14 protein-coding genes are annotated in these 12,784 nt (G+C 37.6%); 5 read left to right on the top strand and 9 right to left on the bottom strand.

Annotated elements, in window-relative coordinates; genetic code table 11:
• Nucleotides 1-214: 214 nt before the first annotated feature.
• Nucleotides 215-1,285, bottom strand: coding sequence for a branched-chain amino acid aminotransferase (locus ODZ84_RS00785; protein WP_266175104.1), 1,071 nt, complete (start codon nt 1,283-1,285; stop codon nt 215-217).
• A gap of 84 nt (nt 1,286-1,369) precedes the next feature.
• Here ODZ84_RS00785 and mnmD point away from each other — a divergent pair, with 84 nt between their 5' ends.
• Complete coding sequence (mnmD, locus tag ODZ84_RS00780) at nt 1,370-2,053, top strand: tRNA (5-methylaminomethyl-2-thiouridine)(34)-methyltransferase MnmD (RefSeq protein ID WP_266175103.1); 684 nt, start codon at nt 1,370-1,372, stop codon at nt 2,051-2,053.
• A 126-nt stretch (nt 2,054-2,179) separates the two neighbouring features.
• Nucleotides 2,180-2,596, top strand: coding sequence for an NUDIX domain-containing protein (locus tag ODZ84_RS00775; protein ID WP_266175101.1), 417 nt, complete (start codon nt 2,180-2,182; stop codon nt 2,594-2,596).
• A gap of 40 nt (nt 2,597-2,636) precedes the next feature.
• Here ODZ84_RS00775 and ODZ84_RS00770 read toward each other — a convergent pair whose 3' ends face one another.
• Entirely contained in the window at nt 2,637-3,341 is a 705-nt protein-coding gene (locus ODZ84_RS00770) for a DUF4294 domain-containing protein (RefSeq protein WP_266175100.1), read from the bottom strand.
• Nucleotides 3,342-3,392: 51 nt separating this feature from the next.
• Between ODZ84_RS00770 and chrP the strand changes: the two genes are divergently transcribed.
• From chrP to ODZ84_RS00755, 3 genes are all read left to right on the top strand, one after another.
• Nucleotides 3,393-4,466 carry a chryseobasin maturation metalloprotease ChrP gene (gene chrP, locus ODZ84_RS00765; protein WP_266175098.1) on the top strand — a complete coding sequence of 358 codons (1,074 nt, stop codon included), beginning with the start codon at nt 3,393-3,395 and terminating at the stop codon, nt 4,464-4,466.
• An 80-nt stretch (nt 4,467-4,546) separates the two neighbouring features.
• Nucleotides 4,547-5,197 carry a ribulose-phosphate 3-epimerase gene (gene rpe, locus ODZ84_RS00760; protein ID WP_266175096.1) on the top strand — a complete coding sequence of 217 codons (651 nt, stop codon included), beginning with the start codon at nt 4,547-4,549 and terminating at the stop codon, nt 5,195-5,197.
• Between the two features lie 415 nt (nt 5,198-5,612).
• Entirely contained in the window at nt 5,613-7,454 is a 1,842-nt protein-coding gene (locus ODZ84_RS00755) for an alpha-L-fucosidase (RefSeq protein WP_266175095.1), read from the top strand.
• Nucleotides 7,455-7,518: 64 nt separating this feature from the next.
• On the opposite strand, the gene ODZ84_RS00750 is transcribed toward ODZ84_RS00755, so the two are convergent.
• The 7 genes from ODZ84_RS00750 to ODZ84_RS00720 form a co-directional block, all read right to left on the bottom strand.
• On the bottom strand, nt 7,519-7,935 hold the full coding sequence (locus ODZ84_RS00750; protein WP_266175093.1) for a nucleoside-diphosphate kinase: 417 nt from the start codon (nt 7,933-7,935) through the stop codon (nt 7,519-7,521).
• A gap of 379 nt (nt 7,936-8,314) precedes the next feature.
• On the bottom strand, nt 8,315-8,596 hold the full coding sequence (locus tag ODZ84_RS00745; protein WP_266175091.1) for a hypothetical protein: 282 nt from the start codon (nt 8,594-8,596) through the stop codon (nt 8,315-8,317).
• A complete protein-coding gene (rsgA, locus tag ODZ84_RS00740; RefSeq protein ID WP_266175090.1) occupies nt 8,568-9,494 on the bottom strand; it encodes a ribosome small subunit-dependent GTPase A in 927 nt (308 codons plus the stop codon). Before rsgA ends, ODZ84_RS00745 begins: the two co-directional genes overlap by 29 nt.
• A gap of 123 nt (nt 9,495-9,617) precedes the next feature.
• Entirely contained in the window at nt 9,618-10,697 is a 1,080-nt protein-coding gene (locus tag ODZ84_RS00735) for a chorismate mutase (protein ID WP_266175089.1), read from the bottom strand.
• A gap of 548 nt (nt 10,698-11,245) precedes the next feature.
• The gene (locus tag ODZ84_RS00730) at nt 11,246-11,878 is read right to left on the bottom strand and encodes a porin family protein (protein WP_266175087.1); all 633 of its coding nucleotides are present in this window, start codon (nt 11,876-11,878) and stop codon (nt 11,246-11,248) included.
• A gap of 16 nt (nt 11,879-11,894) precedes the next feature.
• Complete coding sequence (locus ODZ84_RS00725) at nt 11,895-12,350, bottom strand: hypothetical protein (protein WP_266175085.1); 456 nt, start codon at nt 12,348-12,350, stop codon at nt 11,895-11,897.
• Nucleotides 12,305-12,784 (bottom strand): hypothetical protein, encoded by a 480-nt coding sequence (locus ODZ84_RS00720; RefSeq protein ID WP_266175084.1) that lies wholly within the window; start codon nt 12,782-12,784, stop codon nt 12,305-12,307. Before ODZ84_RS00720 ends, ODZ84_RS00725 begins: the two co-directional genes overlap by 46 nt.

Raw genomic sequence — 12,784 nt, 5'->3', positions numbered from 1 at the left:
GAAATGTAAATTTATACTGGAAGTTTGCGTTTTCTGCATCACTGATTGTAAGACTTCGGCGGGCTTTGCCCGCCGAAGTCTTACAAAATAATTTAATAATCTTTTCCAGCGACCTCAGATTTCCATCCGGATTACTTAAACGACTACCTGTGGTAACCTCTATCTAAAAAAGGCCGGAAAAACTTCCCGGCCTTATAGTATTGTATGTTTAAAATTAAACTGTTTCCAAAACATGATCTACCAATACTCTCCACCCGAAAGAATCTTCAGCATGATTAGTCTGTAAACCGACCAGGTCGTTTTTAAGAAGTACCGCATAGCTTTCCTCATCAGAAAGTTTAGGCAATTCCAGCTTTTCATTGTTGTACCCTAATGCCTGGAAAACGGTAGTTACCACTGCGGTTCCAACTCCCCAAACTTCTTTCAGGGTCCCGTTTTTCTGAGCCTCCACTACTGTTTTTACAGGAATCGGCTCTACTTTCACCTCAATTCCTCTTTTCTTGGCCAACTGAATAAAGCTGTCTCTGGTTACCCCATCCAAAATCTTTTCAGAAGTAGGCGGCGTATAGATAGTATCGTTAATTCTAACAAAAACATTCATCGTTCCACTTTCTTCGAAATACTCATGAGTAGCATCATCGGTCCAGATAATCTGGTCATATCCTTCTTCAATAGCGAGCTGAGTCGGATAAAAAGAAGCCGCATAGTTTCCTGCCGCTTTAGCCGAGCCTACCCCACCGTTTGCCGCTCTTGAATAGTGATCGGAGATCTTTACGGAAACCGGCTCTGTATAATAGCTTTTTGCCGGTGTTGCCACGATCGCAAACATATATTTTTCTGAAACTCTTGCTTTCAGTGCCTCCTCAGTAGCGAAAATAAGCGGTCTGATATATAAAGACATTCCTTCTCCCTGGGGAATCCATTCTCTGTCCAGATCAACCAGGGCTTTTAATCCGTCCAGGAACATTTCTTCAGTAACCTCAGGCATCGCAAGGCGCTTCGCAGATTTATTGATACGTTCAAAATTCTTTTCAGGCCTGAAAAGGAAAACCTGCCCGTCTTTGTCTTTATAGGCTTTCATACCCTCAAAACAAGCTTGTCCGTAATTTACACCCATCATAGCCGGGGTAAAAGGCAACGGACCGTAAGGAACTAATTTCACATCACCCCACTTTCCATTCTCATACTCACAGATCACCATATGATCGATAAAAGTATTTCCGAATGAAAAATTGTTTGGGTCGAATGTAGAAATTCTGGAGTTTTCAGTTTTTTGAATTATCATTTCTAAAATTTTTTATGATGTTCTACAAATTTAACATAATTTTCTAAATATAAAAATTTTAGAGTAAATTTGTAAAAAAATAGCATGAAAAGAGAAATTAAGACCACCAATGACGGAAGCAAAACATTGTTTATCAATGATTTGAATGAAAACTACCATTCTCATCACGGAGCACTTCAGGAAGCCGAACACGTGTTTATCAAAAATGGACTTAATTTAATAAATGATTACGAAATTAATATTTTAGAACTCGGTTTTGGAACAGGTTTGAATGTTTTGGTAACAATTAATGAATATTTAAAAACTGACAAAAATCATGTCATCAACTATTTTTCTCTTGAAAAATATCCGATAAATGAATCCGAAATTAACGATTTGGCATATTTTGAGCATTTTGACAGCCCCGAATTCAAAAATATTTATCAAAAAATTCATCTGGCAGAATGGGAAAAGCCAGTTGAAATCGTTAGTGGATTTAACTTAACAAAGATAGAATGTGACTTTTTCGACCTGAAAGACATCGCATTACCTAAAATAAATCTTGTGTATTATGACTGCTTCGGGGCACGGGTACAACCTGACCTTTGGGAAAAACCACTGTTTGAAATGGTCTCCGACAAAATGGCAGTTAATGGATTATTAACAACCTATTCGTCAAAAGGAAGCGTAAGAAGAATCCTTAAGGAGCTCAGTTTTACAGTAGAAAAGAAGCAGGGTCCGCCGGGAAAGAGAGAAATGATTAACGCTTTGAAGAGTGATGAGTTATAAGTGATGAGTGATGAGTGGTGAGTCATAAGTGGTGAGTGGTAAATATATAATAGGTAGAATTAACCTGACATACATGCCTGATAACTTCCAACAATTTCTTACATTAGCTTTACAAAATATTATACAATGATTGATAAGATCAACATCAGAGTTTATGCTTGTGCAGTAAAAGACAAAAAAGTTTTAACATTATTTGAGGAGTATGCCGGGGAAGCGCTGATGAAATTTCCGGGAGGCGGATTAGAGTTCGGCGAAGGAGTAACAGACTGTTTACACCGTGAATTCGATGAAGAACTTAACGTAAAAATAGAAATCGTTGAACATTTATATACCCAGGAAAATTTTCTCGTTTCGAGATTCAGGGAAAATGAACAGCTGCTTACCATCTATTACTTAGTCAACATTACGAATGAAGAGGATTTCTTAATTCTTGATCCATGTATTGAAAAAACAGAATGGATCGATATCAACAGACCCGATAATCCTTTTCCTTTACCCATCGATCAGATTGCATTTGACAAACTGAAAGAAAAATTCCTGTAAGATCATTTCTTACAGGAATTTTTTTATAACGAATACTTTATTATTTCATAACCTTAAACTGATTGGCTCCCGGGTACGGCACCAAATACCCTGAATTCCAATTGGACTGTAAAAGTGATTCCAGAAACTCATCAGTCCGGTTTTTATGCGGATCATATGGGTCTTTTAAATCGATATCTGCCATTTTACCCTTTACATTCCACCAAAAGGCACTCCAGCCTCCTCTTAACTCCCGGATAATCTCATAGACATTTTTTCCGGTGGCCCTGTTCATCAGTTTTGCGAAAACCTGTCCTTCTGTTGTGGTCAGGTCTCTCAACTGTTTTTCATACTGGTCGGCGAGCATATTCTGACGGTCTTTGATAAACTTTCTTTTTGCCTTGGTGTCCATATCCGTCATGTCTTTCTGGATATCCCTGTACTGCTGAAGGGCTGTTACAAACAAAGGATATACCCTGTACAGTTTTTTATTGAGAAAGTAATAGTAATTTTTATCTAACTGATTATTAAACCGGGGTTTATTAATAAGAACCAGCTCGTCCAACACCATTACGGGTTCCCCGTTGATCTCATACACTCTCATCTTCTGTCTTTCATCATAATAATATCTGTTACCAGATTCATCTATCTTCAGAAGCTCGGGAGGATACTGGCTCAGAGGCTTTACGATGACAGAATCCCTCTGTCCGAAAACACTGGCCCCAAAAAAGAAGATGAAAAGACAAATAATCTTGCTAAAATTCATTATTTTTACCCGTATTAGAAGAAAAATTAAACGCAAAAATCATTCCTTTTTATGAAATTTGAAAAGAAATCCTTAAAATTTTTAGAAAAATATTTAAACACTTCGTCACCAACAGGTTATGAACATCGTGGACAGGAAGTATGGATGGATTACATCAGGCCTTATGTAGATAAAATTGAAGTGGACCACTACGGAACCTGTTATGGAATCATTAATCCCGATGCCGAATTTAAGGTAGTTATTGAAGCTCATGCTGATGAAATTTCCTGGTATGTAAATTACATTACAGAGGAAGGACTGATCTACGTCATCAGAAACGGGGGTTCGGACCAGACGATCGCACCTTCCAAAGTTGTGCATATTCACGGAGAACAGGGCATCGTAAAAGGAGTTTTCGGATGGCCGGCAATTCATACAAGAACGAATCAGAATGAGCCTGTCCCGAAAATTGAAAATATCTTCATCGACTGCGGGGCAACTTCAAAAAAAGAGGTTGAAGAACTGGGAATTTATGTAGGCTGCATGATCACATATCCTGACGAGTTTTTTGAAATGAATGACCGCTATTTTGTCTGCCGGGCCTTAGATAACAGAATCGGGGGTTTTATGATTGCAGAAGTGGCAAGATTACTGAAGGAAAACAAAAAAACGCTTCCGTTCGGATTATACATTACCAATTCTGTTCAGGAAGAAGTTGGATTGTATGGCGCTGATATGATTGCAGACACCATTAAGCCCAACATTGCTATCGTAACGGATGTTACCCATGACACGACCACTCCTATGATTGAAAAGAAAAAAGAAGGGGACCAGAAATGTGGTGACGGACCTGTCGTTTTCTTTGCTCCTAGTATTCACCATACGATCAGGGAACTGATCATAGCCACGGCAAAAAATAAAGAAATTCCCTTCCAGCGAGCAGCCTCCAGCAGAGCGACAGGAACCGACACTGATGCATTTGCCCACTCGAACGGCGGCGTTCCGAGTGCATTAATTTCATTACCTTTGCGTTATATGCACACAACGGTGGAAATGGTATCTAAAGAGGATGTGAGAAATGTTATTCAGCTGATTTATGAAACACTGTTGAAGATCACACCTGAAATGAAACTGAAGTATCATTAAGAAAGAAATTAGAATTCCATGAGGGCAATGGTATTGTAACCTCTGATTTCTGCTTTCTAAATCTAAATATTTAAGTAAAAATGAAAACGAAGCTTATCGCTCCTTCCCTATTATCCGCAGACTTTGGGAATCTGCAAAGAGACATTGAGATGCTGAACAACTCCCAGGCCGACTGGTTTCACGTAGATGTAATGGACGGCAGATTTGTTCCGAACATTTCATTTGGTTTTCCTGTAATGAAAACTGTTCAGCAGCATGCTAAAAAATTTGTCGATGTTCATCTAATGATCGTTGAGCCCGAAAAGTATGTAGAAGAATTCATAGAATATGGTGCGGATCTGGTTTCTGTTCATTATGAGGCCTGTACGCATCTTCATAGGACGATTCACCTTATTCAGAGTAAAGGAGCTAAAGCAGGGGTTGTACTGAATCCTTCCACCCCTGTTTTAATGCTGGAAGACATTATTGCTGATGTGGATCTGGTATTATTAATGAGTGTCAATCCGGGATTCGGAGGTCAGAAATTCATCGAGAATACCTATAAAAAAATCGCTGAGACCAAAGATCTGATCTTAAATAATAATTCTACAGCTCTGATACAGGTAGATGGCGGGGTCAATCTGGACAATGCCGGAAAATTATTTGAGGCGGGCGCAGACGTACTGGTTGCCGGGAATGCTGTTTTCTCGTCGGAAAGCCCTGAAAGAACCATTGAACTTCTGAAAATTTAGTTTTTCCTATCGGAACTATATAAAAAGGCAGCTTTTCAGCTGCCTTTTCTCGCTCTATTATGAGCTATGATGGTTATTAGTTTTTATACCGTATGGTGTATTTTTATCTATTTTTTCTGTTGTAAAGATGAATAAAATATCCATACCACACATCCGTATTTATACGGAATCTCTACTAGGTATTTATACCTAAATTTCATTAAGTACCTGTATTTGATGAAAAATATTCACCAAAACTCTCCTATTTCAAACATATACCCACATAAAAAAAATAGTACTTTAAAACATAACATTTTTATAAAAAAAAACTATTTTCCCTCGGCATTTAACTGAATAGTAAGAATTTAAAAAAAATGATTCATTTTAATTAGGGATTTACAGGTGGCTTTTTTATTTTAGTGATCAAACCGATTATATGAAAAACAAATTTATCGCCCTGTTTTTACTAAGCTTCCTTTCCGGAAGCGGAAAACTTGACGCTCAGCATCAATCCCCGGACAAAAAGAAAATGGAATGGTTTCAGGATGCCAAACTCGGAATTTTTATTCACTGGGGAATTTATTCTGTCAATGGAATTTCAGAGTCCTGGTCTTTTTTTAATAATTATATTAATCATGAAAATTACCTGAAGCAGCTTGATGGTTTTTCAGCTGCAAAATACGACCCTTCAGCATGGGTTAACCTGATTAAAAATTCCGGTGCAAAATATTCTGTCATTACCTCGCGGCACCATGATGGGATTTCACTTTGGGATTCTAAAGCGGATCAGGCTATGACGACGTCAAAAAATGCTCTCGTACAATCTGATGTTCTGACTCCTTTCGTTACAGCGCTTCAAAAGTCAGGCTTAAAAACAGGCCTTTACTATTCACTGACAGATTGGAGCCATCCTTATTATGACATTCATACACAGACAAAAAAAAGATATGAAATTAAAAACGATCCTAAACGATGGAACCGTTTTATCAAGTACTATCAGACTCAGCTGAATGAACTCTCTACCAGATACAACCCGGACGTGTTATGGTTTGACGGAGACTGGGAACATACTTCTGAAGAGTGGAAAGCCCAGCAGACCCTTGAAAATTTAAGGAAGTACAACCCGAATATTATTATTAACTCAAGACTTAGTGGTAAAGGCGATTTTGAAACTCCCGAACAGGGAATTCCCGTTATCAGTCCACAAAATGAATATTGGGAACTCTGCTACACGATGAACGATTCCTGGGGATACCAACCTTTTGACCAACATTATAAAACACCTAATATGATGATAAGAACGCTGGCCGATGTCATCAGCATGGGTGGAAATTTACTTCTGGACATCGGGCCTAAGTCCGATGGTACCATCCCGGAAAAGCAGGTTGAAATTCTTAAAAGCCTCGGAAGATGGACTTCCAAAAACAAGGAAGCAATTTACGGAACCAGGCGCGGATTACCTTTTGACAACTATAAAGGAAAATCAGCCTTTTCAAAAGACGGTAAAAAACTATTTCTTTACCTGGAAGAAGCTAAGGATTTTACGCAAATTGACGGCCTTATTTCTAATCCTGTCAGCGCAAGAATTATCGGAGACCCCAACGGGAAAGTTCATCTTCATCAAAGAAACAGAGGATGGCGCGTGAGTTTTTCGAATGCAACCTTTGACCAGGATGTCACGGTAGTGGAACTCAGTTTTAATGAAAAGATAAAATTTGACCCGGATATCCAAAAACCTATGATGACTTTATCTGAGATTTTGGATACTGAAGATTCTAAGTCTGCGGCCTACCGGATTTCTGAACAGCTTCACAGCGGAAATAATGTTTTTAATAATTCAGGATTAACCAGTGACGGCCTGAACATGAAGCTTCATAAGTCGAATAAAACCAATCCGGAAACCATACGCTGGATAAGTAAGCATGCCGAAGCTCTTTTTGAAACAGGAAAAGGACTTCCTAACGGACATTACCCTGGAAATTCGGTTCTGTCAAAAGACAGAAAGACCCTCTATCTTTTCGTAGAAGGAATACCTACCGGACCTGTTGCTTTAAAAGGGATTAAAAATACTATTTTCAAGACCAGGATAGTCGGTGAAGGGTCGTCGTGCCAGCACTCCGTTTACAACAAACTATACTGGAGTGACCGACCGGGAATTATTTATATTGATTTCCCCCGAGAGCGATTGGATAAAACAATGACCGTGATTGCGGTGCTTTTCGATACACCCGTTGAATTGTACAGAGAGAAAGTAGGTGCTATCGAAAGTAATTTATAATATGAGTTACCACAAAAAAAATCCAGAGAAAATTCTCTGGATTTTATATTGTAAGAGGTTGTTCTTAGAAAATTTCTCTTCCTGAAAAGTGAAACTGGGCTTCGATAAGAGCATTCTCATCAGAATCTGAACCGTGTACAGCATTTTCTCCAATGCTTCTTGCAAACATTTTTCTGATTGTTCCTTCAGCAGCTTCAGCCGGATTTGTTGCTCCGATTAAAGTTCTGAAATCTTCAACTGCATTTTCTTTCTCCAAAACAGCAGCCACAATGGGACCAGAGCTCATGAATTCTACCAATTCTCCGTAGAATGGTCTTTCTGCGTGTACTTCATAGAATTTTTTAGCATCAGCTACCGTAAGCTGGGTTAATTTTAAAGCTTTAATCTTAAAACCTCCTTCTGAAATTTTACCTAATATAGCACCGATATGTCCGTCGGCAACAGCATCAGGCTTAATCATAGTGAATGTAATGTTAGACATAAATGTATATTTTTTTTTAATGCCGCAAAAGTAAGAAAAAAATTCTGTTATTTCTACCTAAAGTTTTTTAACATAAAATTAACTTTAATTAACAAATTGTAAAAACTTTTGGCACAGTAATTGTTATTTGTATTGCGATTCTCATGTTTAATTTGAGTTTTCATGGTTATTAGTTTTTACCCAGCTTCGGCTGGGTTTTTTATTAAGTATAATCACTGAAAAATTCAGGCATTGAAGATAAATCTCCATTACCGCAATTCTTTATTATAATCAGAAACCTGCCGGTATGATATAATCTTTAAAAAGTGTTTTGAATAAAAAGTATTTGGTGCATCCATACATTGGTATGTTGGCAAATGTTATCGTTAATAAGTCGCAGTTAAAGTAGAAGTGGTTCTCCCTGAAGAAGCTTATCGTGCATCAAAATCGATATTTTCACGGAAAGAAACGGTAACCGTTGGTAGAATAAGCAGAGATCTACGAAACTGCTTTCGCCGGAAATATTATTGGATCCCAGCATATAAACTCCATTTTGCTGTTGCTGAAGTTTTATAAGATCGTCATTGTTATGGTCGGAACGAAATTTAGACAGGAAGACCTCTGAACGGAATCTAATTTCCAGCTTCAACAATTTATTGCCGGGAAGCCTCTTCCGCCTCATCCATCAGTTTTATGTATGTTGCATATCTGGAATGCTGAATTTCGCCTGTTTCCAACGCATCCAGCACGGCACATTTAGGTTCGTTGATATGAAGGCAGTTGTGAAATTTACACTCTTCCCTTTTTTTAAAAATTTCAGGAAAATAATGCTGCACTTCTTCTTTCTCAATATCTATCATTGCAAATTCACGCACGCCTGGAGTATCAATTACATTTCCTCCGAAATCCCAGAAATGCATCTGTGCAAATGTTGTTGTGTGCTTTCCTTTGAGATGAGTATCTGAAATTTCAGATGTTTTCAGATTTAAATTGGGTTGCAGCGCATTCACCAAGGTTGATTTTCCACATCCTGAATGCCCGAAAAATACAGAGGTTTTATCTTTGAGAAGATCCTGAAGCCCGTCGAGATTTAACCTTGAATATGAAGAAATTTCCAGGGAATTATATCCTATTTCCTGGTAAAGAAATTCTATATCTTTTACAATTTCAATTTCTTCTTCATGTAAAACATCAATTTTGTTGAATAAAAGTAACGGGGTAATATTATAAGCCTCGCAACAGGCTAAAAACCGGTCCAGAAATCCAAGTGAAGTTTCAGGATGTTTCAATGTAAAAATAAAACAGGCAAGATCAATATTGGAGGCGATGATATGGGCTTCCTTTGAGAGATTTACCGATTTCCTGATCAGATAGTTTCTGCGGGATTCGATCTTTGTAATCCAGGCAATATCATCCTGCTCCAGCTGAAATTCAACAAAATCACCTACAGCAAGAGGATTGGTAAGTCTTGTTTTGATCAACTTGAATTTTCCACGGATTCTGGCTTCGAAAATCCTGTCCGTTTCCATTTCTAAAACCTGATACCAGCTTCCTGTAGATTTAATGATTTTTCCTTTCATATATTAAGATACTGCAAATATAAGCAATTAGGGCTTAGGTTGTAGGACTTCGTTGATTTCATACGGTAATCGTCTTCTAAATTCTATTTCCTAAGCCCTGTGACTTTTATTTTTCCCTGATGATTATCTGTTAATCATAATACTGTTCTGCACTTCAATAGATTCTTCATGAATAGCTTTGAAGACTTTCTCAATAAATTCCTGAGACATCTGTGTTTCCCTGGCTTTCTGAGTGGCATATTCGGTAATCTCTTTCCAACGTTCCGGCTGGAAGATTGCGATATCATTTTCTTTTTTAAGCTTTCCTATTTTTTCCGAAATCTTCATTCTTTGCGACAGGAGCTCGATCAGCTGAAAATCGATATCAGAAATCAATGTCCGGTGTCTTCCCATATCGCCTTCGAAGCCTGCAAAACCTGTATTTCTGATTTTCAGGTTAGCGATCAGTTCAGCCAGCACTTCCGGTGTAATTTGCTGTGCGGCATCACTCCAGGCTTCATCAGGATTAGAGTGTGTTTCGATAATGGCGCCCTGGTATCCGACGTTTAAAGCTTCCTGGGTGATATCTGCCAACCCTGTTCTGTTTCCGCAAATGTGTGAAGGATCAATTAGCATCGGGATATCCGGAAACTGACTCTTAAAATCCAGTGCAATCTGCCAGTTCGGGTTATTTCTGTATTTTGTTTTCTGGTAGGTGGAAAATCCTCTGTGGATAACGCCCAAGTTTTTAATACCCTGTCCCAGAAGTCTTTCAAGAGCACCAATCCATAATGCTAAATCCGGGTTAACAGGGTTTTTTACAAGGACCGTCTTTTCGGTTCCTCTTAATGCCATTGCAATTTCCTGCACCGTAAAAGGGTTTACAGTAGAGCGGGCTCCGATCCAAAGAATGTCTACATCAGCTTCCAATGCGGCAAACACATGGTGGGCATTTGCTACCTCAGTGGCAGTTTTAAAACCATATTCTTCTTTTACTTTTTTCAGCCAGTTGAGGCCGATAACTCCTACTCCTTCGAATCCGTTGGGTTTTGTACGGGGCTTCCAGATTCCGGCACGGAAAATGGGAACATTGGCCTGGGTTTCTCTGATTCTCTTTGCCGTTTCCAGCATCTGAGCCTCACTTTCGGCACTGCAGGGGCCGGCAATCATCATGGGTTCGGAGAACTCATTAATCCAGTCGTTTTTTAAATCTTTTAAATTCATATCCATAATTTTTATTTATTCTTTATTTTAAAATTAAACACAGATCATTCCTGCATTATAAAATTTACTTTACAATTCTTTCAAAAAAATGCCGTTAAAGTTTTAAAGGAATCAGGAAATAATAAAAGAAGGTTTATGTATTCCTGTATTTTTTGAGAAAGAAATTTAGACTAGCTGTACCAATAAAATCGGTAATAACTTTTAAAATTTCTTTGATAACTAAACGAAAAGCCAAAATAACCGCTAAAATACTTAGCAGTTGCAAAACCAAAAAGGTTTCCTGAATCGGTTTTATGTGAGATAAATTGTTCCACGTTTATACGTTGAATCGTCTATTCAAGCTTTTCGAATGATGATTTGCAATTGTCAGAAAATGATTTTCCTGACAAATATCTCACAAATATATAAAATTTATTTAAATATTTAATTTTTTGATTGTTTTAAATCAATCGGCACCAACCATCGATTTATTGGTAGAAGCAAAACGCATTAAATTATTTAATTATTGATCAAAAGATTAAAAAAACCATCTAGACGTAAATAAAATATTAAAAAACATATCCCAGAGAGATCCCTAAATTAGAATTATAAATTTTAGGCGGTTCTTGTATTTGCCGATTGACCTGGGTATATTTATAGATCTTTGTCATTCCCCAGTAATACCCGACGGAAGCCAGATAATGTTCTACAAAAATATACTGAACTTTTGCTTTCAGACCGGCATCAAATTTCTGTACATTCTTAGGATTGCTTTTGGTTGATCCATTTATATTCTGATCATATTCCACCTGATTTTTTAATAAAACCCCAATTTCAGGACCCAATGCAACAGAAAACTCCTCTGTTGGATGATAATCGAAGAGAATCGGAAACCTTATGTAATCATTCTTTATTTTTCCGCGAAGTGTCAATTTTGTATCATCTATCTTAGGGACAGTCAATTCAAATTTAGCTCCCATTTGAGCATAATAGAGTTCTGCATCGATGGAAATTTTATCAGATAAATAATTCCATAAAAATCCTCCCATCTGAAACCCTGTTTTAGAAGAAAACCCGCCCGGTTTATCCGAACCGGAAAAGCTGCTGATGTTCAATCCGGCAGATAGCCCGTATTTAGATTCGATTTGGGCATATACTGAGGTGGCTAAAGCTAAAAAGCTTATTACAATTGTTTTTCTCATCGGATTATTTTTTAAGTTATTCTTTTACTTTTATTATTTTTTCCAATAAAGGGGGAAGTTTCGAATCCGGATGAATTTCATCATTATTCCAGAAACTCATGGTACAGCTTATATTTTTCCTTCTCACGTTTTCCGCAACATAGTAAATTGTCAGCGTCTTTCCTCCTGATATGCCTGCCAGAACTGATTTCCATCCTGTGAAATCATAGATAAGTCTCTTAGCTTTTACGGGAATGTCTTGAAATTCAATATCAATATCTTCTTCCGAAATTATTTTACCTCCTTTTCTCGATTTTGCTATTTTCAACTGATTTTCCACCGTTTCTTTTGCATCTTCTAATGTCTTATGAACAGACCAGTTCATCTCTCCAAAATAGGGGCATTGAACTGTATTCAGAAAAGTCCAATAGCAATTATTTCCCAATTCTATTTCTTTTCCTGCAAAATTGACCCTGCTGATTTCTCTGGACACGAAATTTTCCCCGGGAATTTTGTTTTCAATAATGCATTGACCAGGTATTCCTCCATATTTTTATCTGTTGTCCCATTCTTTATAAACCATACCAGAGTTATGGTCCTGTTAGGATTTTCTACAAAATAGTAAGAGTGGGACTGATAAATCTGATCTGTGATCTTTTTCTGCCTGATAACTGTCCAATTGTTAAAGCTGATATTGGTGTTTTTGTTTTTTACATCAGCATCTTTTATGGAATGCTTTTTAAACAGCTTTTTCAATCCTTTCTCATCAAAAGAATCATGAAAAACTTCACTGGTCACACTATAGCCATCAATATTATACCAGACCTTGTCATTATTTTCCAATGCTGAAAGCCTGTCAAAAATAGGATCATTCTGAGCGCCCACTACAGAATATGTAAAAAGGAACAATAATACTAACTGTTTCAT

This window comes from Chryseobacterium fluminis, assembly GCF_026314945.1.
In the GTDB taxonomy this organism is placed as follows: Bacteria; Bacteroidota; Bacteroidia; order Flavobacteriales; family Weeksellaceae; genus Chryseobacterium; species Chryseobacterium fluminis.
The sequence above is the reverse complement of the archived record's forward strand: the minus strand, read 5'-3'. Positions and strand labels throughout refer to the sequence as shown.